Annotated in this window: 19 protein-coding genes; 12 read left to right on the top strand and 7 right to left on the bottom strand. The window is 43.5% G+C overall.

Annotated elements, in window-relative coordinates:
* Window positions 1-4: 4 nt before the first annotated feature.
* Window positions 5-235: a hypothetical protein gene (locus HFD85_RS09675; RefSeq protein WP_167608321.1), complete on the bottom strand. Its 231-nt coding sequence runs from the start codon at window positions 233-235 to the stop codon at window positions 5-7.
* Window positions 236-335: 100 nt separating this feature from the next.
* On the opposite strand from HFD85_RS09675, the gene HFD85_RS09670 reads away from it, so the two are divergent.
* Window positions 336-1,538, top strand: a complete 1,203-nt coding sequence (locus HFD85_RS09670) for an FprA family A-type flavoprotein (RefSeq protein WP_167608318.1) — start codon at window positions 336-338, stop codon at window positions 1,536-1,538.
* A 57-nt stretch (window positions 1,539-1,595) separates the two neighbouring features.
* Here the strand turns inward: HFD85_RS09670 and HFD85_RS09665 are convergent, their stop codons facing one another.
* A complete protein-coding gene (locus HFD85_RS09665) occupies window positions 1,596-2,336 on the bottom strand; it encodes an energy transducer TonB (RefSeq protein WP_167608315.1) in 741 nt (246 codons plus the stop codon).
* A gap of 336 nt (window positions 2,337-2,672) precedes the next feature.
* Between HFD85_RS09665 and HFD85_RS09660 the strand changes: the two genes are divergently transcribed.
* Window positions 2,673-3,431, top strand: a complete 759-nt coding sequence (locus tag HFD85_RS09660) for an SGNH/GDSL hydrolase family protein (protein ID WP_167608312.1) — start codon at window positions 2,673-2,675, stop codon at window positions 3,429-3,431.
* Here HFD85_RS09660 and HFD85_RS09655 read toward each other — a convergent pair whose 3' ends face one another.
* Entirely contained in the window at window positions 3,432-4,733 is a 1,302-nt protein-coding gene (locus tag HFD85_RS09655) for an MATE family efflux transporter (RefSeq protein ID WP_167608309.1), read from the bottom strand.
* Between the two features lie 183 nt (window positions 4,734-4,916).
* Between HFD85_RS09655 and HFD85_RS09650 the strand changes: the two genes are divergently transcribed.
* On the top strand, window positions 4,917-5,516 hold the full coding sequence (locus tag HFD85_RS09650; RefSeq protein ID WP_167608306.1) for a superoxide dismutase: 600 nt from the start codon (window positions 4,917-4,919) through the stop codon (window positions 5,514-5,516).
* Between the two features lie 47 nt (window positions 5,517-5,563).
* Here HFD85_RS09650 and HFD85_RS09645 read toward each other — a convergent pair whose 3' ends face one another.
* Window positions 5,564-6,289, bottom strand: a complete 726-nt coding sequence (locus tag HFD85_RS09645; RefSeq protein ID WP_167608303.1) for a hypothetical protein — start codon at window positions 6,287-6,289, stop codon at window positions 5,564-5,566.
* Window positions 6,290-6,624: 335 nt separating this feature from the next.
* On the opposite strand from HFD85_RS09645, the gene HFD85_RS09640 reads away from it, so the two are divergent.
* The 3 genes from HFD85_RS09640 to HFD85_RS09630 all read left to right on the top strand — a co-directional run bounded on the left by HFD85_RS09640 (window position 6,625) and on the right by HFD85_RS09630 (window position 10,297).
* Window positions 6,625-8,298 (top strand): M20/M25/M40 family metallo-hydrolase, encoded by a 1,674-nt coding sequence (locus HFD85_RS09640; RefSeq protein WP_167608300.1) that lies wholly within the window; start codon window positions 6,625-6,627, stop codon window positions 8,296-8,298.
* A 137-nt stretch (window positions 8,299-8,435) separates the two neighbouring features.
* Window positions 8,436-9,764 (top strand): Omp85 family outer membrane protein, encoded by a 1,329-nt coding sequence (omp85, locus tag HFD85_RS09635; protein WP_167608297.1) that lies wholly within the window; start codon window positions 8,436-8,438, stop codon window positions 9,762-9,764.
* Between the two features lie 71 nt (window positions 9,765-9,835).
* The gene (locus HFD85_RS09630; RefSeq protein ID WP_167608294.1) at window positions 9,836-10,297 is read left to right on the top strand and encodes a magnesium-dependent phosphatase-1; all 462 of its coding nucleotides are present in this window, start codon (window positions 9,836-9,838) and stop codon (window positions 10,295-10,297) included.
* A gap of 323 nt (window positions 10,298-10,620) precedes the next feature.
* Here the strand turns inward: HFD85_RS09630 and HFD85_RS09625 are convergent, their stop codons facing one another.
* Together HFD85_RS09625 and HFD85_RS09620 are read right to left on the bottom strand one after the other, a co-directional pair.
* Entirely contained in the window at window positions 10,621-12,348 is a 1,728-nt protein-coding gene (locus HFD85_RS09625; protein WP_167608291.1) for a M14 family metallopeptidase, read from the bottom strand.
* Window positions 12,349-12,350: 2 nt separating this feature from the next.
* Complete coding sequence (locus tag HFD85_RS09620; RefSeq protein WP_167608288.1) at window positions 12,351-14,354, bottom strand: M14 family metallopeptidase; 2,004 nt, start codon at window positions 14,352-14,354, stop codon at window positions 12,351-12,353.
* Between the two features lie 297 nt (window positions 14,355-14,651).
* Between HFD85_RS09620 and HFD85_RS09615 the strand changes: the two genes are divergently transcribed.
* The 6 genes from HFD85_RS09615 to HFD85_RS09590 all read left to right on the top strand — a co-directional run bounded on the left by HFD85_RS09615 (window position 14,652) and on the right by HFD85_RS09590 (window position 23,717).
* Entirely contained in the window at window positions 14,652-17,375 is a 2,724-nt protein-coding gene (locus tag HFD85_RS09615; protein WP_167608285.1) for a glycoside hydrolase family 78 protein, read from the top strand.
* Between the two features lie 27 nt (window positions 17,376-17,402).
* A complete protein-coding gene (locus HFD85_RS09610) occupies window positions 17,403-18,731 on the top strand; it encodes a 3-keto-disaccharide hydrolase (protein ID WP_167608282.1) in 1,329 nt (442 codons plus the stop codon).
* A gap of 237 nt (window positions 18,732-18,968) precedes the next feature.
* A complete protein-coding gene (locus HFD85_RS09605) occupies window positions 18,969-20,312 on the top strand; it encodes a Gfo/Idh/MocA family protein (protein ID WP_167608279.1) in 1,344 nt (447 codons plus the stop codon).
* Between the two features lie 129 nt (window positions 20,313-20,441).
* Entirely contained in the window at window positions 20,442-21,383 is a 942-nt protein-coding gene (locus HFD85_RS09600; RefSeq protein WP_167608276.1) for an FAD:protein FMN transferase, read from the top strand.
* Window positions 21,370-22,296: a DUF6807 family protein gene (locus tag HFD85_RS09595; RefSeq protein ID WP_167608274.1), complete on the top strand. Its 927-nt coding sequence runs from the start codon at window positions 21,370-21,372 to the stop codon at window positions 22,294-22,296. The genes HFD85_RS09600 and HFD85_RS09595 overlap by 14 nt, the downstream gene beginning before the upstream one ends.
* A 107-nt stretch (window positions 22,297-22,403) precedes the next feature.
* A complete protein-coding gene (locus HFD85_RS09590) occupies window positions 22,404-23,717 on the top strand; it encodes a Gfo/Idh/MocA family protein (RefSeq protein WP_167608271.1) in 1,314 nt (437 codons plus the stop codon).
* A 317-nt stretch (window positions 23,718-24,034) separates the two neighbouring features.
* On the opposite strand, the gene HFD85_RS09585 is transcribed toward HFD85_RS09590, so the two are convergent.
* Window positions 24,035-25,045, bottom strand: coding sequence for an LLM class flavin-dependent oxidoreductase (locus tag HFD85_RS09585; RefSeq protein ID WP_167608268.1), 1,011 nt, complete (start codon window positions 25,043-25,045; stop codon window positions 24,035-24,037).
* Window positions 25,046-25,422: the final 377 nt, after the last annotated feature.

The following is a 25,422-nucleotide window of genomic DNA, read 5'->3' as shown; positions in this document are numbered from 1 at the left end:
CTATCTAAAATGAAAAAGCTGAAATAGATTCCTCTCCGTCGGTTGACGGATCGGAATGACAAGGTTTTTGGTGTATTTGCTGGTGGTATGGGTATTTTGGCCACAAATTCTCGTGGCCAAAATACCCACACCACCAGCTCTGTAATACATAACTCATTGTCATTCTGAGCGGAATGAAATGGAGCGAAAGAATCTCATTCATCTTCACCAATCCTTCTACCCACCTAACATTCACTTAACTCAAATTCTAAATAAGCTGCTTCGTATTTCTGAGCAGTTGTTTTAAGCTTAAATTCACTAATTTTGGACGAAATTCAGAAAAATCAAAAAAAATCATGCTACAAGTAAATCTTGCAAAAGATATCTATTACCTGGGTTTTAACGACCGCAGAACCCATTTATTCGAGAACATCTGGCCGATTCCACATGGCGTTTCGTACAACAGCTACCTGATTGTTGATGAGAAGGTTGCCTTGGTTGACACGGTTGAACGCGCATTTATCGATGACTATTTGGATGAAATAGAGTTGATTATTGGTGACCGGGATGTGGATTACCTGATCATCAATCACATGGAGCCCGATCACTCGGGAGCTTTGAAGGCCATTGTTCACCGTTACCCGAATATTACGCTTGTAGGTAACAAAAAGACTTTTGGTTTTGTGGAGGCTTACTACATGAATCCTACAAACGTGCTGGAAGTTCATGATGATTTTGTTCTTGAGCTGGGTAAGCATCGTTTGCAGTTTCAGATGATCCCGATGGTACACTGGCCCGAAACAATGGTCACCTACGAAGAAACCAATAAGATCCTGTTCTCGGGTGATGCCTTTGGCAGTTATGGTACACTCGATGGGGGTATTTTTGATGATGAGATCAACCTCGATTTTTACGAGGTTGAAGTAATGCGTTACTTTACAAATATTGTAGGAAAGTACTGCCCGCATACGCAACGTGCCATTAAAAAGCTTGCTCCGCTCGATATCAAAATGATCGCAGCAACACACGGCCCGGTTTGGCGTACCGATCTCAACTGGATTCTTACCCGTTATAACAAATGGAGCTCATACGATCTCGATTGTGGCGTGGTTATCGTTTACGGTTCGATGTATGGCAACACTAAAAAGATGGCTGAAACCATTGCCCGTCAACTGGCAGTGCGCGGAATTAAAAACATCCGTGTGTATGATGCATCAAAAACACACGCATCGTACATCATCAACGATATTTTCAAATACAAAGGATTTATTGTGGGTAGTGCCGCATACAATAATGCCATGTTCCCGAATGTGGAAACTTTGCTGACCACGGTGGAACACATGGCGCCTAAAAACCATTACCTGGGTATTTTTGGAAATTATTCGTGGAATGGCGGTGGAGTAAAAAACCTGAAGACGTTTGCCGAGAAGATCAAGTGGGAAATGGTTTACGAACCTATCGAGGAAAAGGGAAATATGAAGCTTGTTACCCGGGATGAGCTCATCAAATTAGCAGACGCTATGGCCGATAAACTGTTAATCGATCAAAAAGAAGAATAAAGATTTGTAGAATATTTACTAAAGCCACCGATGAATCATCGGTGGCTTTTTTTGTGATTATTTCTTGTACAAGCTGGCGAACGCTTCAACGCCTTTAAATTGTTTTTCATCCAGCACTAGTTCTGGTGGTGCGGCGGTTAGGCCGGTTATTTCGGTAAAGCGCGACCAGTCATCTATTGCTCCTTCAGTATTACCTCTTTCGTAGCGACAAATACCTCTTAAATAAAGTGTACTCCCATCGTAGGGCATGTAATTCAAAACTTCAGTAAAGTTTCGTTCAGCTTTTTTCAGGTTTTGATCAACAAACATTTGCTGGCTAGCCTTTTCATAGTGCTTCTCTGCCTGGTTTATAAAGTGTTCCTGTGTTTCCACATTACCTGTTTTATGTGAGAAACATAAACTTATCTCTGGATAACATTCACCAAATTCGTCACCTTTTATTGCGGGTTTCCACATTCCGCTGGTCGATTCTATGGCCCGTGCAATGGCATTATCAATCTGGACACAAACACTGTTGACAAACCTGATGTCTTTCACTTCTCCTGTTTCGGTAACGGTAAATTTTACTACTTCCGTACCTTCGTAATTCACTGCCGATAATTTGTTATCCTCACTTATCGAACTGCGTAAAAATTGCATAAACAAATCAGCACTTTGATCCGTGTTTGCGATGTACTGGGTACCGGTAAATTGGGCTGGGATTACATCCATCCTTTCCAGTGTCCGCGACATTTTTTCCTGAGCATTACCTGCTAATGTGAGTCCAATAGCAATTAGCATTACTAAAATAGTTTTCATGGCTTATGATTTTAATTGTTACTAATAGTAGCGCAATTTCACAAAGAATGGAGGAAAAGACCTGTAGTAAAATTACATCGACAATCATAGCAGGACATAGCAATTATGTGCGAAATGTTTCAACTATGTTGCATTTATTTCAATTATGTTTTAGTGGGAAGTAGTGTTGCAATTCAAGCGTCAAAATCCCATTCTAAAGCCTGTTCTATCATCGAAAAGTTCAATCTCTGGGTTTTTATCAAACGTTTATTGTGACTGGATTAAAAATGGAATAGGAAATGAGCTACAATTGAATTTTTACTACTTTTATCATTCAACATAAAAATACTTAACCAAATGAATCTTTCCCGACGTAATTTTCTTTTAAAATCAACATCAGGTGCTGCGGCAGTTGCGAGTATTCCGGCCATTGTATCAAGTTGTATCAGTAAAGAAGCGGGAAGTGCTGCGGCTTCTATATTTGAAACAGGCGACACTATTTTGTTTCAGGGCGATTCGATTACCGACGCCGGTCGCGAGAAAACAAAGGAGTTACCAAATAATGGTTCTTCGTTTGGTGGAGGATATGCATTTTTGGCTGCCTCAAATTTACTAAACGCCATGCCCGAAAAAGGGCTCACCATCTACAACCGTGGAATTAGCGGAAATAAAGTTTATCAGCTTGCTGATCGTTGGGATAAAGATTGTTTGGATTTAAAACCGAATGTGTTGAGTATTTTGATTGGTGTAAATGATTACTGGCACAAACGAAACGGTAATTACGACGGTACGGTTGAAATTTATGAAAACGACTACACCAAATTGCTGGAGCGTACTAAAAAGGCTTTGCCGGATGTAAAACTGGTGCTTTGCGAACCATTTTATGTGCTGGAAACAAGGGCGGTAGACCAAACGTGGATTGAGCCAATGCAGCAATACCAGGCTGCTGCAAAACGTGTTTCTGAAGCCTTTGATACTTTGTGGGTGCCTTTCCAGGCTGTTTACGATGAAGCCATAAAACATGCTCCGGGAACATACTGGACTGGTGATGGCGTTCACCCATCGATGGCAGGCGCACAATTAATGGCTGAAGCCTGGCTGAAAGTGGTGCTTTAATTATTGCAACGGTTGTAATATGGCCCGTTTGTACAAAATTGTTTGTACAACTCCGCGCATAAACATAAACAGTATCATTCCGAGCCAAAGGGCGTGGTTTCCTAATATTGGATTCAGGAAGTAGTAAACCGGTGCAAAAAACACGAATGTGGAAATCAACAAGGTGTTGCGCATGGCTTTTGAGGCGGTCGCGCCAATGTAAATTCCATCCCAGATAAACGAAGCAAAGCTGGCCACAGGAACCAGGATCACCCAGGGAAGAAAGGCCTGTGCACCTTCGATGACCTCGGTTTGTGAAGTAAGAACTTTTAATATCAGGTTTACACCGGGCAGATAGGTTAAAGTAAAAACAATGGCCAGACCGAAACCCCATACAAACAGGAGTTTTACCACTTTCTTCAAATTCGGGATATTACCGGCACCAATGTATTTGCCAACGAGTGCCTCGCCGGCATAAGCAAAACCATCGATAAAAAAGGAGAAGAACAACAATAACTGGATCAACAGTGAATTGACTGCCAGAATGGTGTCGTTCATACTTGCTGATTTCGAAGTGAAAAAAGTGAAAACAAGAATGATACAAAACGTTCGAATAAATATATCGGTGTTCACTTTAAAAAACTGGACCAGCAGATGAACATCTAAAATTGCCTTTTTCGAAATAGCCTTGATCAGGTGCCTGTATCTTTTATTAAAAAGTATTAGCGCAGTGGCCAGTCCAACATATTGCGATATAGCCGTTCCCAAAGCCACGCCATTTGAATTCATTTTAAGCGCAAAAACAAAGAAGACACTGAGAATAATGTTGACAACATTCACCAAAATAGCTATGATCATTGGATAGCGGGCGTTTTGCATGCCCAGGAACCAGCCGCTGAAAACAAATAAACTTAATGCAGCCGGTGCCGCCCATATCCGAATTCCGAAATAACTTTTTGCCAGGGCTTCCACATCAGCACTTCCACCAATAACTTTAAAACTTGCCCAGGCAATCGGCGCTTGCAAACTCAGAATTAACAGGCTGGCAAAAGCAACAACCAGTAAGGCCCTTGCCAGGATATTGACGCTTTTGGAGCCATCTTTTTCACCATAAGCCTGTGCTGTAAAACCCGAGGTACTCATGCGCAAAAAACTAAATCCCCAGTAAATAAAATTGAATAGTACTCCACCCAGGGCAATTGCACCAATGTACACTTCCGAATCGAGGTGACCCATAAGCGCCAGGTCAACCAGTCCGAGCAGGGGAACAGTAATGTTGCTTACAATATTGGGTAAGGCTAGTTTTAGGATATTTCGATTCATGTACTTCGATGCTGAAGCCACAAAAGTATAAGTTTTATACGGCTGAAACAGTATTATTTAATAATTCTATGAACAATAAAAGATATTGATGTGTTTTAATGGTCAGAAGATTTGGAATAGTTCTAAATAGCGTTTAATTTTGAATGCAGAAAAAAACATATTTTAATCTTTAAAAACAATAAAATGTCATTTGAATTAGTAAAATTAGGATATAATTACGACGCATTAGAACCTCACATCGATGCACGAACAATGGAAATTCACCATACAAAGCATCATGCGGGATATACCAATAATTTGAACGGAGCAGTTGAAGGAACAGAACTGGCAGGCAAAAGCATTGAAGAATTGCTGGCAGGTGTTTCAGGTTTATCAACTGCAGTAAGAAATAACGGAGGAGGTTTTTACAACCACAATTTGTACTGGAGTGTTATTGCTCCGGGTGGTGCACCTGCTCCCGAAGGAGTTTTGCTCGATGCAATTAAAGACTCTTTCGAATCAGTAGAAAAATTCCAGGAGGCCTTCTCTAAGGCAGCTTTGACTCGCTTTGGGTCAGGTTGGGCATGGTTGGTTCTTCAAAATAATAAACTGGTGGTTTCGTCTACGCCCAATCAGGATAATCCGCTGATGGATGTGGCCGAAGTACAGGGAACCCCGATTCTCGGGATTGATGTATGGGAACATGCATATTACCTGAACTATCAAAACAGACGTCCGGATTATGTGAATGCATTCTGGAATCTCATCAACTGGGATGAAGTCGCCAGGCGGTTTAAAGGTTAGTTGATTTTTGGTTTTTTCCCCGGAGCAGAGGCTCCGGGGTTTTTATTTTAAAAAAAGGCAACTTTCTCTTTTCTCTCCAACCTCGAAAACGATTTGTTAAATTCTGATTTCAAACATTTTAGTTGCGAACTCTGAATTCCTTCGGCATAGACACGTATAATTTTTACAAGTATTCCGTCAACCATAATATCTCCCTGAACGGCATCCATAAGTCCGCAATTACTGTTATTTCTCAATCGTTGAAGCGTCAACTCGAACTGCTGGTTATTGAATTGCTCATCGCAGAAAATATAGCCTTTATTTCGCTCTTCGTTGTCGAAAAATATTCCGGGTTCAACTTCGTACATTTCAAAAAATTTCTGTACCCTCGAAACCGATTTCCCTTCGTACTGAATTTTAGGCATAAATTCCATCCCAAAATCTTTCAGGCAATTCTGTAAGTATTGCAAGCGTTCGTAATTTGGAAAATGCTTCAGGCGAATGGCAGGATATTGCTTTCCTTTGTACTCGAGGTAAGCGCTTGCAAAATTTATCTGGTCCTGCCAGCAATCAGAAATCTGGTTAACAAGTGCAAGAAATTCTTCAAGAAAATAGAATTTCCGGGTTAGCAAGAATAACGAATTCGGTTTCGGAACCTGTGGCACCTGCCCGTAATAATGTGCGTAAGGATGTGTAGCTTCCAGTACAGTAGTATTGGGCAGTATGTTCTTTTCGAGCGGCATCAGCAACTCTTCCTTATAAATGGAGCCTGCTACTTTGATAATTTTTTTCATCTGTTTGAATTTTAAATTGTTTAAGGCATCAGTTGGAATTCACATGTCCGTCAACTGACGGATAATTATCTCAATTGGAGAGAATTCCATTCTCATGCTCATTTCATGGTGACGTATTAATCGATTATGGTTTCAATTACAAAACGGAAGCACTGATGCGGATGTTTCACACAAAGCCCTTAAAATGAAGCAACAGGGCATATTTAGAAGCAGATTAAATAACCGTAAGTGAGCAATTTTAACCTGAACATAAGATTATATTGTGAAGGGTTTTTAGTAATATTGGTTTTCATAATGTAAATCAAAAATCAATTCATTAACAAATTCACTTTTTCATGAAAAAAACTGCTGTAATTATTACTCTTTTATGTGCTTCTGCATTTTCTTTTGCTCAAACCGAGGCAGAGAAAGGTCTTGAGGCACTTACGATGGAATCGATAAAGAGCCAGCTTGGCTTTTTAGCTTCTGATTGGACCGAAGGGCGTGCTGTTGGAACCAAGGGCGCCTATATGGCAGCTGATTACATTGCGGCTATGATGGAACTTTATGGTGTTGAACCGTTTGGCGACGAAGTATATTCCCGTCCAACCCGCCAGGAAATGATGGCCGGAATACGTCCCACGGCCTCGAAAACCTTCTATCAGAATTTTAGCCTGCTGCAATACGAGCCTGGCGACGAGCAAAAATTCTCTGTTGTAACCAGTAGCCCGGGAAGCGAAAGCGCGGTAGATTTTGCTTATCAAAGTGATTTTAGCGTGAACACCGGAACTGTAGGCCAGTCAGCTCAGGCAGGTTTAGTCTTTGTGGGTTATGGCTTTAAGAATGAAGACGAAGGTTACGATGATCTGGCAAAAATCGACCTGAAAGGAAAAATCGCCGTTGTTTTAAGAGGATATCCGGGACATCAGGATACATCGTCGGTTGGATATGAAAAGTTCACTCTGGAAGACCGGCGTGCAATGTATCGTATAGAGCGGGACAAAATGGATCGCCTGGCTGATGCTGGTGTTATTGCCGTTATTCAAATTATACCGGATTATGATCCAAGTATGAGCTGGTCGAAAAACCAGATCTACCCGGTTAAAGGTGCCTATTATGAAGCTGATCAACCACTTAGTTCGTATTATACCAACAGAATGGCTATGCCGGGTAAAGAACTTGGGGGTAGCATCCCTTCTTTTATGGTAACTCCTCGTGTGGTTAATGCCATCATTTCCGGAACCGGTATCGATTTCGAAGCTTTCGAAAAAGAAGTTGCAAACGACCTGAAACCTCAGTCGCAGGTTTTGAACGGTAAATCAGTGGCTTTTAAAACTTCAGTTAATTCCGAGATCGTTAAAGCCCGCAATGTGGTTGGAATGATTGAAGGCGAAAAGAAAGATGAATTTATTGTGGTTGGCGGACACTACGATCACCTTGGAAAACACGATGGTTGGATATGGAATGGCGCCGATGATAACGCTTCCGGAACAGTTGGTGTGCTGTCGATTGCCAAAGCTTTTAAAGCTACCGGTAAGAAACCGGAACGCTCGATTATTTTCGCCGCCTGGACAGGCGAGGAAAAAGGTTTGTATGGCTCGAAATACTTTGTTGAACAAGCCAAAGAAAAAGATATGAACGTGGTGTTAAACCTGAACTACGACATGATTGCGAGAGATACTGAACAGGATACGGCTAAAAATATGGCAAGAATGGTTTATACCGAGGCCAATTACAACATTGAAGAAGCCACCAAAAAATATGTTGAAGACTACGATATCAATCTCGATTTAACTTATAGCCCGTCGGAAAAGCCGGGTGGGGGAAGCGATCATGCGCCTTTCGCCGAGGCCGGTATTCCGGTTTTCTATTACATGGCAGCCATGCATCCCGATTACCACCAGCCTTCGGATGAGCTGAGTAAAATAAACTGGGACAAAATGCTGAACATCATTAAAATTGGCTTCCTGAGTACCTGGGAATTTGCCAATACCGATGACTGGACACGTACAAAAGTACAACCCGAATAAAACTAAACTATCCGATATATTTAGTCAAAAGAGCCGGTGCAGTTTGTGCCGGTTCTTTTTTTTTGTCGTAAACGAAATTTTCATTCACTTTTTCTATTGAATTGCTATATTTGATTGATACTAACAAAAACCATCTTATGAAAAAGTTACAGCTGCTCGTTGCACTCGTGCTAACCTTCACTACAGTATTTTCCCAGGATGAAGAACTAACCAAAACAGGCTGGAATTTTGGCGCTCTGCCAACAATTACCTTCGATTCCGATCTTGGCTTTCAGTATGGCGGTTTAATAAACCTATACAATTACGGCGATGGTAGCCGATATCCGGAATACAACCACTCGCTGTATTTCGAAATTTCGAGGTTTACAAAAGGGAGCGGGATCAATCGTTTTTATTACGATTCAGATCAACTGATTGAAGGAATTCGAACTTCGCTCGATATCAGCTACCTGTCGGATAAAGCCTACGACTTCTTTGGTTTTAACGGCTACGATGCCGTGGTGAATATGGATTGGTTCGACGATGAATCGGCCGATTACCGCACCCGCATGTTTTATAAATACGATCGAAAATTATTTCGGTTTAAAGTTGATTTGAGTGGAAACCTGTCGGGTAAAAAGATCAAATGGCTGGCAGGAGCAAATATTCTGAATTTTAAGCTCGATTATGTGGATATCGATAAGTTGAACAAGGGAAAAAGTGATGAAGATAAATTACCTACACATGACCAGCAACCCGGATTGTACCAAAAATATCAGGAATGGGGCATCATCACTGAGGAAGAAGCCGATGGCGGATTTGTTCCCACCTTTAAAGGCGGTGTAGTTTACGACACCCGCGATAACGAACCAAATCCGATGAAAGGATTGTGGACAGAAGTCGTGCTGGTCGGTTCTCCCGAGTTCCTGGGAGGCGAGGACAATTTTTTAAAAATGAGTGTGATTCACCGCCAGTATTTTACCATCATTCCGAAGGATTTATCGTTTGCATATCGTTTGGCCTATCAAACAACGATTGCAGGCCACGCACCGTTCTATTATCAAACCCAAATGATCACTTCGATTTTAAAGGGCGCTACTTCCGAAGGTTTGGGGGGAGCCAGTTCGCTGCGCGGAGTACTGCGTAACCGTGTGGTTGGCGACGGCATCTTTCTTGGAAATGTGGAAGCTCGCTGGAAGTTTTCTCACTTTCAGTTCATCAATAACAATTTTTATTTAGGCCTGAATGCCTTTGCTGATTTCGGACGCGTGACCGGAAATATCAAATCATTTGAAAGTATTCCTGTTGGTGATCAGGATCGTGATGATTATTATGAATCGAATTCAGAAGGTATGCACTACTCATTTGGTGCCGGTCTGCGAATTGCAATGAATCAGAATTTTATCATTCGTTGCGATTATGGTATGGCCGCCGACGACCGAGATGGTACTTCCGGTATTTATATTGGTTTGAATTACCTGTTTTAGTTGATTGTTAAACTACTTTCAAATTTAATTTTTTGACAGTTCAACCGGGATGAAAAGTTATTTTTGTGCATATGCGCAAAAAGGTTTTTGTTTTCGATCTGGATTTTACGCTCTGGGATGCAGGTGGTACCTGGTGCGATGCCACCAATCCGCCATACAGCTGGCAGGGCGATCGTTTAACCGACCGGTCGAATCGTTGGATCAGGCTGTATCCCGAAGTGGAAGATATTCTGAAACAGCTGCAGGATAAGGGAAAATACATTGTGGCAGCTTCGCGAACCTACCGACCGGACTGGGCTCAGGATCTGCTTGACCTGTTTGATATTGATCGTTTCTTTCACCTCAAAGAAATTTACCCGGCCGATAAAACCAAACACTTCAGAAACATTCAACGGCATTTTGATCTGCCATATTCTGAAATGGTATTTTTCGACGATGAATACCGAAACATTGCTGATGTAAAAAATCTTGGTGTTGAAGCCGTATTTGTCGACTCCGGGATTAATAAACGGCTTGTGGAAGCTTTTTTCTAGTGCTTAAGTCAACAGTTCAAGCACATAAGGCCGAAATCATAATTTGTGGTTTAGCTGCACATTTTTATGATCAGTAAAAAACTTAGAGGCTTTTAGGCAATTTGAACCTAAAGCTTCAGTGTTTTTCTGAAAGCGCAGGATTTTGAATTCATTAAATTTGAAATACTAAACAATACAGAAGTTTGTGGATCACTCTCAATATAATTGGTTTTGTAAAAAGACGAATTTTATAATGGTTGCTTAGGTGCGATTATTAAATTCTGGACAATTAAAAAGGAGTGAAGGCTTTGCCAACACTCCTTTTTTCAATAATTAAACAGCAATTATAATGTAACAGACGTACTTACGTTTTTAGCTTTTCGCGATACGTATTCCAGTTTAACTTCGCCTTTTCCTTCAATAATAAATTCATATTCAGCCTTAGTTTTACCGGGAATAGCAAAAAACTGAATTTCAGGTTTTTCCTCTTTGTAGCTAACCTGATCGAGGCGGTAATCGCTTATTTTTCCGCCTGCTATCACTTTAGCACCGGTAACTTTCAGGTGATCCTGTGTATACAGTTTGTCTTTAAAAGCCTGTGCAGTCATGGTCGACAGTCCGTTTTTATTTTCTAAACGAACCCGAACACGTTTCAGGTTTTTACCCAGATCTTTTACTTCAAAAACATTCATTTCAACTTCGGGTGTTTCGCCTGCAGCAAGCAAAACCACTGCCGAATTACGGTGAACCAGTTCAGGAAGCATGAACGGGTGGGGAAGACGTGAACTCATTTTTACCCATCCGCCAATTTCTATTTCGCCATACACCGGGTGGTTAAATGGTTTCCAATCGTGGTATAATTCACCGAGTGCTACTTTATCGTTGAATTTCAACTGTTCGCGGTCGCGTTCAACACCACCGCCACGGTCTTCATTATATTTCGCTGCCTTTACTTCTTCAGAATAGGTTTCCTGCGAACGCATAAACAATTCGCCCACCAGTGAGTACGATCCGAAAACAAAGAAGAATTGCCCGTCGGTATCACCATAAGTCGGATACAAATCGTAGGATGGCATGTAAACATAACCGGGAGTAATTTTAATGGCTTCTTTTCCAATGGCGTCGTAGGCTGCAACATCTGACTGTGGCAGCATAACCGACTTTTCTGCAGGCGCACGTAACCACATTCCTCCATTGTTATGAAATGCAAAATTGACGATGATATTCGGATGTTTAGCCACGTAATCGTTGATGGCTTTCATGCCAACTCCCGAGAATGGGAAATTACCCGCACCACTTTGAACGTAAGGTGGCATCCAGTTATAACCCCAGTTACGGTTCGGGTCTACATAACCTTCAGCGTCTTCATTAAAACGTCCGTCGCCGTCGTTGTCGATGCCTTCAGAACCTAAAATCGTGTATTCTCCTTTTTCCCCGGGTTTTACACGAACCATAATGCGCGGATCTTCCGGATCGGCTTTGTAGTTGCCATTCGGATCTTTTATGCGCATCTGGCAAATGCTGCCGTCGCCATCAAGGTCGTCGTATCCATCTTCATCAAACAAACCGTCGTTGTCATCATCTTTCGGGATACGAAGGCTGCGGCTTGAGTTCATGGTGTTGGCATCTTCGAAAAAGTGAGCACGTCCGTCAACATTTACAACCGGACAAATATAATGCATGTTCCGGTCGACTGCCTTGGTTACCTGTTCGTTTTTTCCGTATTTGGTGAGCAGCATGTTAGCATAGTACAAACATACTTCACCGGCCTGAATCTCATTCCCGTGAATGTTTCCATCCACCCAAACACCCGGTTTTTCCAGCTCCGGTCCTGTTTCAGCGTTATTGATTTTAAGCACATAAATTTTACGGCCTTCCTCGCTTTCTCCAATCGATTCCAGCGTTGTGAGTTTCGGATATGCGGCGTGCAGGGCCTCGAGTGCTTTAACCACTTCCTCGTAGCTGTAATAGCGGTCGAAACGCAACGGCACTGTTATTTTGGCATCATCGGCAGCCCATACTGAAAGCGCCAATGAGCATATTGCTATAAGTGAAAATATCTTACGTATCATGATTAACCTCCAATATTTATTTGTTTAACAACATCGGTAAACACTGCCGATTCAAGTTTCGCAGTAATGTCTTTTTTATCGGCCTTGATTAGCCAGCTGAGTTTTTTTACCTGGTTAGCTCCAACACTGCCAACAGGTGTACGCATTTTTCCTTCCAACAATTCGAAGTCGCCGTCGAGAACCATCACCAGCGGAGCCGGCTGACTGTTGCGTTGCCCCATTGAAGTAGGGAACGGTAACTCGCCATTGTTGGCAACATAGATCTCGAGTTTGTAAATGCCAGCTCCCATATCGGTAATTTTTTCATCAACAATATCAAAAGCAGGAAGTTTTTTCGACAGTTTTAGCAACCAGGGTAGCTGAGCTTTTGCCAGCGAATCGATCATTTCTGCTTTCGGGGTAGTTTCAACATACGGTGCATATCCACCAATTTCCACTTCGCCCAAAGTAGGATGTTCCATTTTTTTCCAGGCCACAAATCCGGCTCCGCCCAGTTCTTTTTCGGAATAGGCAAGCAAGGCTTTGTCTTTTTCACTGAGTTCGCCTTCTTTGTCAGGTTTTGGCATCTGTTTCATCATGCCCACCATTTGTTTTGGTGTAACCTGTCCGCTTTCCATCATTTTAATTACGCCTTCGGCTTTAAAACGATCAGGAGCATTATTGGCTTTCAGGAAAGCAGTGATTTTATCTTCGCCCAATGCTACAAATTCATCGGCGCTTAACTTTTCAACTTCATCCATGGAAAGAGCGTCGCCGTCGTTTTTCTTTTCTTCTTTTACTTTAGGAACTGTAAACAAATTCATACTAAACGATGGAACGCCTAAATGATAGTACGCCCAAAGTTCGAACGAACCGTCTTTTGCAGGCTCCGGGTCCAGTGTTTCTGTATTGAATTTAGCAGCTTCAAGGTATTTTTTATATTCTTCCGAGAATTCCTTGTAGAAAACAAGATCTTCCTCCTGCGGATTAACAGCAGCTCCAAGTCCGAGGAAACCTGCAACCATCGAAGGTGTAACTTCCATTCCTGCAGGAACCTGTGCTTTGAATAATTCAATTACTTCATCCATGGTGTAAGTTTGCGAAACGTCGATGCCAAACATACGGCCGTAACGCGCCGGAATTTTTATCCTTTCGAGGTTGGCTCCGCCTTTTCTGCCACCTTTTGGCGGAACCATGCAGAAATTGGATGTTCCGAGGGTGTATACCATGGCAATATTTGGCCGGTCGAAAATAAAGCGCATAATGCTGTACACTTCGGGAGTTTCGCCCGAATAATGTCCTGCGTCAGCATGTCGGTACGGGAAAAGATGAGGAAATGCAATTCCAACGTTGATCCCACCAACGCCATCTTCGTTGTACTGACCGTCTTTATCGTTATCGATTCCTTCGGTGTATATTTTGTATTCGCCGCGTTCACCTTTTCCGCCATCGGCTTTATCCATAATCCGCGGATCGTTTTTCGAGATCATGTATGCTCCTTCAAGATCTTTCACGCGCATTTGTGTGATCAGTCCATCACCATTCAAATCATCGGCACCGTCTTCATCAATGGCTTCATCACCATCGTTATTGATCTCGTACAGGTTGGTGCTTTTCCCGGTCTTAACTTCCGAAAAATAATCGAGGGCTGCATCGGGATTTGGTTGTGGCAGAATGTACCACTTTACATTTTGGGTGTAGGCACTCGAATCGAGTAACATCTGTGCTAGATATAGCGCTCCTTCAGTTGATAAAGGGACATTTCCTTCGAAATTTGCCCCAACAAAAATTGCAGGTACATCATCGAGGTTCGTGCCGATTTCGAGAACGCTTACCGTTTTTCCACCAGGGCTTTGAGTCAATTGATGTAATTTGGTGTTTCCGGCGCTACCCAACTTCTTAAGCATTTGCTGCACCTCTTCCGGACTATGGTAATGGTCGAAAGATGACGCAGTCTGAGCTGCCAACTGGTTGACCGAAAAAATCAGGCAACCCGACAGTAACAAACAGTACAGTTTTTTCAACATAATGAATGATTTTTATAGAATTAGATCTTTATCAAAAAACTCTTTTAATTGGCAAACAAGATTCATATTGTTAGAAAATGGGAGCGGGAAATTACATTATTTTAAAAATAAAACATAATGTTGATCAAATCTTTTGATGAAAAATACTGAATTTGCCCCTAAATTTCATTTTTAGGCTAAAACCATGCATTTGTTTTATTTGGTTGGAAGCATTCAAAATTTTTTAAGATGTTTTTGTGGAAACAGTGAATTAACAATATCTTTAGAACCTAAGTCTAAACCATAAATCTAAGTATAATGAACCAACTTAATAAATTTCTTACAGGAATTTCAGTGTTCCTGTCTATTGCGTTTTTTTCATTCTCTGGAAAATGTGAGACCAATCCGGTTAAGTTAATTTGCGAATACCACGAAAATCCCATTGGAATTGATGTTGTTCAACCTCGCTTAAGCTGGCAGTTGCAAAGCACAGAAAACGATGTTTTGCAAACAGCTTATCAAATTCGGGTTGCAGGTTCTGAAAAGGCTTTAAATGGAAAAAAGCTGATTTGGGATTCCGGGAAAATTGAATCTGATCAGTCGGTAAATGTGGTTTATAACGGACCTGCCATTAAATCGATGGAACGCGCCTGGTGGCAGGTACGTGTTTGGGATAACAAGAATAAGCTTAGCAAATGGAGCGAACCTGCCTATTGGGAAATGGGAATTTTAGAGCCCGCTCAGTGGACAGCCTCCTGGATTACTTCACGCGATCCGGAGAAAAGCAAAACTTCGCTGCCGGTTCATTACCTTAGGAGCGAATTTAAATTGGGAAAAACGGTTGAATCGGCCCGGTTGTATGTTAGTGCCCAAGGATTATACGAAATGTTCATCAATGGGAAAAAGGTTGGCGACCAGTTATTCACTCCGGGCTGGACCAGCTATGAAAACCGTATTCAATACCAGACGTACGATGTTACTGATTTACTGAAAGCCGACAATGCTATCGCCGCAAAATTAGGCGACGGTTGGTTTCGCGGTTTTATCGGATTCAGCGGTCAGCGCAATTACTATGGCGATGAACTCGCGTTAATTGCACAATTGCAAATCACTTACAAAGATGGCAGCAGTGAAACCATTAACAGCGACGGCAGCTGGAAAGTAAACAATGGTCCTATAGTAGAATCAGATATTTACAATGGAGAATTGTACGATGCCAACCTGGAAATACCCGGATGGAACAAGCCTGGTTTTAGCGATGGCAACTGGTCATCAGCCACATCAGTTGATGTATCAAAAGATTTGCTGGTGGCTCCACAGGGATCTCCGGTTAAAGCGGTGGAAGAATTAAAACCAATTGCACAAATGACTACTCCCAAAGGAGAAATGGTGTACGACATGGGGCAGAACATGGTTGGTTGGCTGCGCATAAATCTGAAAGGCGAAAAAGGCGATACTGTTAGAATTAAATTTGCCGAAGTACTGGATAAGGAAGGCAATTTTTACACAGCTAACCTGCGTTCGGCAAAAGCTACTGATACTTATATTTTTGGCGAAAGTGGCGAAATAACCTACGAACCCAGCTTTACTTTTCATGGATTCCGCTTTGTTCAGCTGATCGGTGTTAAAACAGCTCCTGCGTTGGAAGATCTAACGGGTGTGGTAATCTATTCTGATATGCCTTCTACCGGGAGCTTCGAATGCAGTGATCCTTTGATCAATCAATTACAACATAATATCCGGTGGGGACAAAAAGGAAATTTCCTCGATGTACCAACCGATTGTCCGCAACGCGACGAACGCCTGGGCTGGACCGGCGATGCACAGGCTTTTAGCATGACAGCCGGATTTAATTTTAACGTAGCACCTTTCTATACCAAGTGGGAAAAAGATGTTGCCCTCGATCAACAGGAAAACGGAAGGGTACCTCACGTTGTTCCCGATGTCTTGAATGGCAACGGTGGCGCTACCGGTTGGGCCGATGTGGTTGCCATTATTCCATGGACCGTTTATAAGATTTACGGCGATCAACGCATCCTCGAAGAAAGTTATCCGGCCATTACCAAATGGATTGGTTACATGAACGGAAGGGCCGGCGACGATCATCTTTGGACCGGTGATTCGCACTTTGGCGACTGGCTGGCTTTTGCCACCACACGTTCCGATTACCCGGGTGCCACTACCGAAAAAGATTTAATTGCAACCGCATACTTTTATTATACTACGTCACTGACAGCAAAAATTGCAGGTATTCTCGGCAAGAATTCCGATCAGCAGTATTACGAACAACTGGCTGCCAACATTAAAAAGGCCTTTGTTGCCGAATTCGTAACACCGAACGGCCGCCTGGTTTCGCATACACAAACGGCTTATGTTCTGGCACTATCGTTTGGTCTTATTCCCGAAGATCGAATTGAGAAAGCCGCCGAATACCTGGCAAAAGATGTGGAAAAGTTTGGCCACTTAACAACAGGATTTTTAGGAACGCCGCTACTTTGTCACACGCTGTCGTCAATCGGCCGTGATGATTTGGCTTTTATGTTGCTCAACCGCAAGCAATATCCGTCGTGGTTGTATCCGGTTACACAGGGAGCGACAACCATCTGGGAGCGCTGGGATGGACAAAAGCCCGACGGCAGTTTCCAGGATGTAGGCATGAACAGCTTTAACCATTATGCCTACGGAGCGATAGGCGAGTGGTTGTACAGTAGGGTTGCCGGTATAAAAATCGATGAGGCTCATCCGGGGTATAAACATTTCATTTTGGCTCCTCATCCCGGTGGTGGTCTTACCTACGTAAAAGCTACCTTCGAATCCGTTTACGGGCAAATTGTTTCCGATTGGAAAATCGAAAACGGAGAAATGGTTTACAATGTTGAAATTCCTGCAAATACAACTGCCAGTGTAGTGTTGCCAAATGCAGGCGGTGCAGCGCTACAAACCAATACAAAAGCCGAGCAGCAAAGGGTAGGCGATGACTTAGAAATGTTGTTAGGATCGGGAAAATACAGTTTTTCGTATCCGATAGAGATAAAAAAGTAGATTAATTATTCTTAAATAGAAAAAGTGATGAAGCTAAAATTAGTATTTATATTTTTGATTGGCGCATTTGCAGGTTCTACAGTTCATGCGCAGGGTCAGTGGACAGACCTCTTTAACGGAAAAGATTTTGATGGCTGGAAACAGTTGAACGGCAAAGCCAAATATGAAGTTGTTGACGGGGTAATTGTAGGGACTACAGTCGCCAATACTCCCAATTCATTTTTATGTACCGAGAAGGATTATTCCGATTTTGTGCTGGAGCTGGAATTGTTTGTTGATCCGCAAATGAATTCGGGCATACAGTTTCGAAGCGAAAGTCTGGCCGATTACAACAACGGACGGGTACATGGTTACCAATGCGAGGTAGACCCATCGGATCGTGCCTGGAGTGCCGGCATTTACGATGAGGCGCGGAGAGGCTGGTTATACACAGTTGATATCAATCCTCCGGCCAAATCGGCACTGAAAAATGGGGAATGGAATCGTTACCGCATTGAATGTATCGGAAACTCTATTCGCACCTGGCTGAACGGTGTTCCGGTGGCCCATCTTATCGACGACATGACACCTAAAGGATTTATTGCCTTGCAGGTACACGGCATTGGCAACAACAAGGATAAAGAAGGCCTGCAGATCAAGTGGCGTAACATTCGTATTAAAACCGAAAACTTAAAACCGGCTCCTTACGAAGGTGTTCCAGTAGTGAACCTTATTCCGAATAACCTGAGCGAAGCCGAGAAACTGCAGGGATTTTCTTTGCTGTTCGACGGAAAGTCGACAAATAAATGGAAAAGTGCCAATGCTGAAACCTTTCCGGAAAAAGGATGGAGTACCGAAGACGGAATGCTTACAGTATTGTCCCGGGGAGGCGGTGGCGATATTGTTACAAAACAGCACTTTGCTGCCTTCGAATTTAAATTCGATTTTATGTTTACCGATGGTGCCAACAGCGGTGTGAAATACGGCTTAGGCAATAACGGACCTTCCATTGGTTTGGAATACCAGATTTTAGATGACAGTAAACATCCGGATGCAAAAAATGGTGTGGTTGGAAACCGTACGCTGGCTTCGCTGTATGACCTGATACCATCGGAAAAGGACAAACGTTTTATTAAGGGAGCAAACGAATGGAACAGGGGGCGCATTGTTGTTTTTCCTGACGGAAAAGTCCAGCACTGGCTGAATGGTAAAAAAGTAGTGGAATATACGCGTGGCGATAATATTTATAAAGCGCTTGTAGCACGTAGCAAATACGCCGATTACGAGGGCTTTGGTATGGCTAAGGAAAGTCCTGTCCTGCTCCAGGATCATAATGACACGGTACACTTTAGAAGTTTAAAAATTAGAGAATTATAAACTTTTTTCCAAGACATTTTAACGACCGGACTGAAGCGTGATTCAAATTTAAAAGACAATGTAGAAGACATGAGTAATGAGTAGAAAGTAGTGAGATCAGGACAGTTCCCAATTGGGTTCCTTCTGAATACTCACGACTCTGTACTCAATTTGAAATAGGTAATAACAATTGAAAGTGAAAGTTACTGCAATATCCGATTACTATCGGGAGCGGGATTTCAACTAAAATCTGAAATAATGACAAACAGAAGAGATTTTTTAAAGAAAGTATCAGCGAGTACCGCTGGTATTGCCGTTGGTGGAGCGGCATTGGGAATGTCGGCAAAAAGTTACAATAAGATTATTGGTGCAAACGATAAGTTAAATGTAGCGATCATGGGACTTGGCCGACGATTGGGCGCATACACACAGCCTCTTTCGTTGAAGGAAAGCAATGTAGAGCTGAAGTATTTGTGCGATGTAATGGAGCATCAGCGCGTAAGGGCAGGCGAACGATTTGCAAAAATCCTGGATTATAAGCCAAAACTCGAGAACGATTTCCGGAAAATACTGGAAGACCAGGAGATTGATGCCATTATAAATGCAACGCCCGATCACTGGCATACTCCGGGTTCTGTTATGGCGATGCAGGCCGGCAAACACGTTTATGTTGAAAAGCCCTGCAGCCACAATATGAACGAAAACGAGATGCTCGTGGCCGCTTCAAAAAAATACAACAAGGTGGTACAGATGGGGAACCAGCAACGCTCGTCGCCACACACTGGTGCAATCATCAATGAGATCCATAACGGTGTGATTGGAGTACCATACCGGGCGGTGGCTTTTTATGTGAATACACGTGGCGAAGTTCCGGTACAGCAAAAAGCTGCTGTTCCTGCAGGCCTTGATTGGGAAATCTGGCAGGGACCGGCGATTCACCGCGATTATACCTCGGAAACCTGGGATTATAACTGGCACTGGTATGGCTGGAATTACGGAACAGGCGAGCTGGGTAACAACGCCACGCACGAACTGGATGTAGCACGCTGGGCACTTCAGGTTGAGTTTCCGGGCAGTGTTTATGTCGATGCCGGCAAACGTCATTTCTTCGACGATGGCTGGGAAATGTACGACAGCATGTACGCCACCTTTAAATTCGACAACGATAAGGTGATCAACTGGGACGGAAGAAGCCGCTCGGGTCAGGATACCTATGGTTTTGGCGGCCGCGGAACTTTGATCTATGGAAGTGAAGGAACCGTATTTGTTGATCGTGGTAAATTTGTTCTTTTTGATCGTGCAGGTAAAGTGGTACGCGAGCAGGTTGGATCGGGCAGCGAAGCCGGAACAGCGCTTGGTGGTGGTGGCGACGCTTCTACCGGTCACGTAATGAACTGGTTTAACGGAATCAGAGGAAAAGAAGAATTACGCGCTCCGATTGCTGATGCATCCGTAAGTCAGGCCATGGTGCACTATGCCAATGTGGCGTATCGTGTTGGACACGGTTTTGATATCGACAGCAAGAACGGAAGCATGTTCGACCGCGAAGCCATGAAACTATGGGGACGCGAATACGATCCGAACTGGACACCAAAATTGTAATCAGTTTTGAAAAAATAAGAGAAGGATCTTCGTTGGAAGGTCCTTTTTTGTTTTTAAAACGTTTGCTAGGTATTCCCGGCTACTTTTGTAATTTTATGCCTTGTATAATACCAATAAAAAATCAGGCCGATGTCGGGACTGCAGATATTTAGTGATTCATTTATTGCCTTCGGAGCTCAATGCGATGTGGTGTTTCCCGGAACGGACGCAGATCAGGCCAAAGAGCTACTCCAGAACATTAAAAAGAACGTTTCGCAGATTGAACTGGCGGTAAGCCTTTCGGAAGAAGTAGCTGAAATATGGCAGGTGAACCGGGCCGGAAAAGGTGAGTGGTTAGAAGTAACCGACGACCTGTTGGAGTTGCTGCACTTCAGCAAAAATTTTTACGAAATGAGCAACGGTGCACTTGACGTAACGATTGCTCCTTTGATGCGGCTTTGGGAAGATGGAAATGAACCTTCAGAAAAAGAAGTAGAAGAAGTAAAATCGCGATGCGGACTCGATCATGTTGATATTGACGAAGAGCAAAAACGCCTGATGTTTCTGGCCGACGGGATGGAGTTGGATTTTAGTGTACTGGAAAAAGCGTATATACTCGACATTTTAAAACAGGAGCTTACCCAAATTGACGGTTTAAGCGGAATAATCAGCTTCGAGGAAGAAGTGGTGCTGGCTCTTGGGAAACATCCGGGTGGAGATGAGTGGCCGGTGGGTATCAGAAACCTGGAACAGCCCGATGAATTCAACCATGTTTTTGAGTTAAGCAACCAGAGCATGGTCACTGCAGGTACAGCCTTCCTCAATTTCGAAACGGGTGAATTGAAAGAAAGACCGATTATCAGTCCCGAATCGGGCTACCCGGTAGAAGGCCGTAAAACCGTTTCGGTAAAGGCTAATTCAGCTCTGATGGCAGCATTTATTGCACATATATGGCTGATCCTTCCGGAAAACGATAAAGCGATCATCGCCGATCAGCTCGAAAATATTGAAATCTTCGAAACGGAATACATCAGTAATGATGTGAAAACAAAACATACTATTATTGAAGGAGGGAACGATGATGACGAGTAAAAAATCCATTCTTCTGATTCTGTTTTTTAGTGTAGTTGTTTCAGCAAGTGCACAGCTTTCGATGAAAAAAGTAGATGATGGAATTGTGATAACCGAACATGGTGAAGATGTTCTTTTGTATCGGACGGCCCAGCAGAACATGGGCGGTTTTTGTTCGCGCTGCAATTACATTCACCCGCTGTATGGCTTGAATGGCGGCGTACTTACCGAGGATGCTCCTTCCGACCACCCGTATCACCGCGGGATATTCTGGGCCTGGCGACAGATTCTGATCAATGGCGAAAAAGTTGCGGATCAGTGGGAACTCGATCATTTTTCGAACGAGATACTCGAATTCGAACTCATGAAACGCCAAAACGGAAATATTGTACTCAAAAATGAAGTAAACTGGTTGTCGGACCGCTGGAAAAAGCTGGGGAAAGAGGAACCTTTTGTTAGCGAGTTCACCAAAATGGAAATCTGGCCGGCTTCAGGAAATGTGAGAAGAATCGATTTTCAGATCAATTTAAAAGCCCTAGTTAAAGGTGTTCAGATTGGCGGTTCTGATGATGAAAAAGGTTACGGGGGATTTTCGGTACGCATGGTTTTGCCCGATGATGTTGTATTTACCGGACCGAATGGTGCAGTAGAACCTATGAATGAGGCCGTTTCTTCGCCGGGTTACATCAACGTTTCAGGAAATATCGACAATGATAAAAGCGGCGGAATCGTGATTGTTGATCATCCGGATAATCCGGGATACCCGCAGTCGTGGATCCTGCGGCAAAAAAACAGCATGCAAAATGCAGCTTGGCCCGGACGCCAGCCGGTTGATTTAAGTACCGAAGAACCGCTGGTGCTAAAATATACACTCTTTATTTACTCAGGGAAGCTGAACGCCCGAAAAATTAAAAGCCTGATCAATTCAATGTAAAGATTTCAGGCTTAATGGCTTTGTTTAGCCGGGCATCTTTTATAGTTTTATGCATCGAAATTTGAGAACCAACAACCTGATATTTTATAGTAAAATTCAACATTATTATGAGTTCCAACAGAAGAGATTTTATCAAACATACTGCCCTGGCCGCAGCTGCGGTTAGCGTGGCACCAACTATTATGCAGGCTTGTGCGTCGCCTGCCGAAACCGTTAACGTGGCACTTATTGGTTGCCGCTCGATGGGTTTTGACGATTTAAAAAGCTTTTTGAGTGAAGGAAACAACGTAAACTGTGTGGCGTTGTGCGATGTCGACAGTAAAGTACTAGAAGCAAAAGCGGCAGAGGTGGAGAAAATGACAGGTACCCGGCCACTTACTTTTGCCGATTACCGTCAGGTGCTCGACAATCAGGACATTCACGCGGTGATCATCGGTACACCCGACCACTGGCACGCGCGAATGATGATGGATGCACTGCAAGCCGGAAAACACGTATATGTTGAAAAACCGATGGGGCACAGCATTGAAGAATGCAATGCCATGGTAGCGGCACAACAGAAATATCCCGAGTTGAAAGTACAGGTGGGCATGTGGCAGCGCAGTTCGAAACATTGGTTCGAAGCATCGGAAATTGTAAAATCGGGCGAACTCGGCGATGTACACCTGGTAAAAGCCTGGATTTACAAGGGCTACGATACTCCGTACCCGGTGATGCCCGACGAAGCTGCACCCGATTATGTGGATTACGATATGTGGCTCGGACCGGCACCCAAACGCCCGTTCAACCTCAACCGCTTTCACTACAATTTTCGCTGGTGGTGGGATTATGCAGGTGGGGCAATGACCGATTGGGGCGTTCACCTGCTTGATTTTGCGCTGTATGCTATGGATGCCGGAATGCCGGAATCGATATCGCCCGGTGGCGGAATTTATTACCACGAGAAAGGTGCCATTGAAACACCCGATATTCAGCAGGCAATTTATGCTTACCCAAAACATACAATGATTTGGGAATGTGGCCTGAATCCGGGAATTGGTCCTTACCAGCGCGGACACGGGGTGGCGTATGTCGGCCAGAAAGGAACTTTGGTGGTTTCACGTGGTGGATACGAACTGATCCCTGACCAAAGCGCCGAATTAAAAGGGCCTTTCTTCGAAGGAAGAACGCAGAAAGCGTACGGCGACGGACTGAACGAACACGTGGTGAACTTCCTTGATTGCATCCGTAAAGGCGGCAATGTAAATGCGCCTGTTGAAGTTGGTGCAAAAACAGCCATTGTTTCCGAGATGGGAAATATCGCTTACCGTGTGGGGCAGCGTATTCACTGGAACGATCAAACCAAGTCATTTAACGAAACAGCTGCTAACGACCTTATCACATTAAATTACAATCCGGAGTGGGCTTTGCTAAAAGTTTAATACTGTGGCTGTTTTAGTCATATAAATTAAATGCGTTTGACGCAGCAGTAAAAGGATCCGATCTGTATGAGTTTTAACCAACACAGATCGGATCCCTGCATTGGAAGTGAAACTGCTTAGTGCCTGGAAAAGATTGGCGGGAAATGACTTTTCTTTAAATGTTTTTGCACCGTCCTTCAGGGCGGTGATTTAGAAGCTTCGCAGATACACTGGCTTTAGCCTTCAAGATTGAAAGATTAAACACTAAAGCCTTTTGCATTCATATTCCACTTTCACCTGGCTAAAGCCGCGGTTCAAAATATCAGATTTTCTGTGTTCTAGTGCCATAAGTCTTTTACGACCTCTGAAAAAATGCGATAGGAATCTATCCGCTTTTGCTGGTCGTAGATGTGCGATGAAACCATGATTTCGTCGGCATTGGTGTGTCCGATAATCTGTTGAAGCTCGCGTTGGATACTCTGTCTCCCGCCAATAAGTGCGAAGGCGAGCATCTGGTCAATCCGCTCTTTAATGATTCCCCATTTTTCATAGCCCAGGTTATGGGTTGGAGCTTGCATCAGCTCGCGCCTGCCGGTAACAATACCCATAAAGGCGCGTCGCATGGTGCTGGCCAGGTATTCGGCTTCGTCGTGGCTTTCAGCAGCAACCACCTGGCTGCCGATAATCACATAAGGCTTATCGAGCTGGGCAGACGGCTTGAAATTACCGCGGTAAATTTTCAGGGCAGCAAAAAGCTGTTGCGGGGCAAAGTGACTGGCAAAGGCATACGGTAATCCCAGTTCTGCTGCCAGGTAAGCACTGTCGGTACTCGATCCCAAAATCCATATCGGAACATTTGCTCCTTCCGACAAAACGGAACGAACCTCGGCGGTTCTGTTTTCAGGCGAGAAGTATTGTTGAATTTTGCGCACCTCGTTCGGAAAATCCTGTGCAGCGCGCATGCGGTCGTAACGCAGTTCGGCAGCGGTTACGGGGTCGGTTCCGGGAGCGCGGCCCAGGCCCAGATCAATACGGTTGGGGTAGAGGGCAGCCAGTGTGCCAAACTGCTCGGAAACAACCAGCGGCGAATGGTTGGGCAGCATAATACCTCCCGAACCTACACGGATGGTTTTTGTGCCCTGGGCAATGTAGCCGATAATAATTGATGTGGCGGCACTGGCCACACTTATGATGTTGTGATGTTCGGCCACCCAGTAGCGGCTGTAACCAAACTGTTCGGTGTGCTGTGCCAGTTCAAGGCTGTTGTGCAGGGCATCAGCGGGAGTAGAGCCTTCGGCAACCGGTGCTAAATCGAGCACCGAAAAGGCTATTTGTTTTCTGTCTGTCATGTTTCTTTTCTCGTTTGGCCTCTTATACCGATGAGAAATTGAATTGAGCCTTTGGTTCGTGAACTCCCAAAGCCCCTTTAATTTTCTATCGGCATTAAACCATTATAATTTCAAAGTTTCGCTTTGGCATACTTTGAAAAACAATTGGTATAATAACAAAGAAAAAGTGATTTTGATTAGAACGGAACGGAAAGAATACGTGCAGCAGCAGTGTTTCTAAATTTATGCTATGATGGAATTAATTTTATGTTTATTTTTATTCCGATAGCCTTTAGATAAACCGAAAATTACCGAATACATTGAACGCAGTTCTTGCAAAACATAAATGCCAAACAGTCTGTATTTGTGAATGGTAAAACAAAGATTGATAGTGAGTT

It is taken from the genome of Maribellus sediminis (genome assembly GCF_011799805.1).
Classification (GTDB): Bacteria; Bacteroidota; Bacteroidia; order Bacteroidales; family Prolixibacteraceae; genus Draconibacterium; species Draconibacterium sediminis_A.
This window is presented reverse-complemented; position numbering and strand designations above follow the sequence as displayed.

Excerpts from the sequence above, each read along its gene's own strand:
- HFD85_RS09670 (WP_167608318.1), top strand. The coding sequence starts at position 336 with ATGCTACAAGTAAATCTTGCAAAAGATATCTATTACCTGGGTTTTAAC.
- HFD85_RS09665 (WP_167608315.1), bottom strand. The coding sequence starts at position 2,336 with ATGAAAACTATTTTAGTAATGCTAATTGCTATTGGACTCACATTAGCA.
- HFD85_RS09660 (WP_167608312.1), top strand. The coding sequence starts at position 2,673 with ATGAATCTTTCCCGACGTAATTTTCTTTTAAAATCAACATCAGGTGCT.
- HFD85_RS09655 (WP_167608309.1), bottom strand. The coding sequence starts at position 4,733 with ATGAATCGAAATATCCTAAAACTAGCCTTACCCAATATTGTAAGCAAC.
- HFD85_RS09650 (WP_167608306.1), top strand. The coding sequence starts at position 4,917 with ATGTCATTTGAATTAGTAAAATTAGGATATAATTACGACGCATTAGAA.
- HFD85_RS09645 (WP_167608303.1), bottom strand. The coding sequence starts at position 6,289 with ATGAAAAAAATTATCAAAGTAGCAGGCTCCATTTATAAGGAAGAGTTG.
- HFD85_RS09640 (WP_167608300.1), top strand. The coding sequence starts at position 6,625 with ATGAAAAAAACTGCTGTAATTATTACTCTTTTATGTGCTTCTGCATTT.
- omp85 (WP_167608297.1), top strand. The coding sequence starts at position 8,436 with ATGAAAAAGTTACAGCTGCTCGTTGCACTCGTGCTAACCTTCACTACA.
- HFD85_RS09630 (WP_167608294.1), top strand. The coding sequence starts at position 9,836 with ATGCGCAAAAAGGTTTTTGTTTTCGATCTGGATTTTACGCTCTGGGAT.
- HFD85_RS09625 (WP_167608291.1), bottom strand. The coding sequence starts at position 12,348 with ATGATACGTAAGATATTTTCACTTATAGCAATATGCTCATTGGCGCTT.
- HFD85_RS09620 (WP_167608288.1), bottom strand. The coding sequence starts at position 14,354 with ATGTTGAAAAAACTGTACTGTTTGTTACTGTCGGGTTGCCTGATTTTT.
- HFD85_RS09615 (WP_167608285.1), top strand. The coding sequence starts at position 14,652 with ATGAACCAACTTAATAAATTTCTTACAGGAATTTCAGTGTTCCTGTCT.
- HFD85_RS09610 (WP_167608282.1), top strand. The coding sequence starts at position 17,403 with ATGAAGCTAAAATTAGTATTTATATTTTTGATTGGCGCATTTGCAGGT.
- HFD85_RS09605 (WP_167608279.1), top strand. The coding sequence starts at position 18,969 with ATGACAAACAGAAGAGATTTTTTAAAGAAAGTATCAGCGAGTACCGCT.
- HFD85_RS09600 (WP_167608276.1), top strand. The coding sequence starts at position 20,442 with ATGTCGGGACTGCAGATATTTAGTGATTCATTTATTGCCTTCGGAGCT.
- HFD85_RS09595 (WP_167608274.1), top strand. The coding sequence starts at position 21,370 with ATGATGACGAGTAAAAAATCCATTCTTCTGATTCTGTTTTTTAGTGTA.
- HFD85_RS09590 (WP_167608271.1), top strand. The coding sequence starts at position 22,404 with ATGAGTTCCAACAGAAGAGATTTTATCAAACATACTGCCCTGGCCGCA.
- HFD85_RS09585 (WP_167608268.1), bottom strand. The coding sequence starts at position 25,045 with ATGACAGACAGAAAACAAATAGCCTTTTCGGTGCTCGATTTAGCACCG.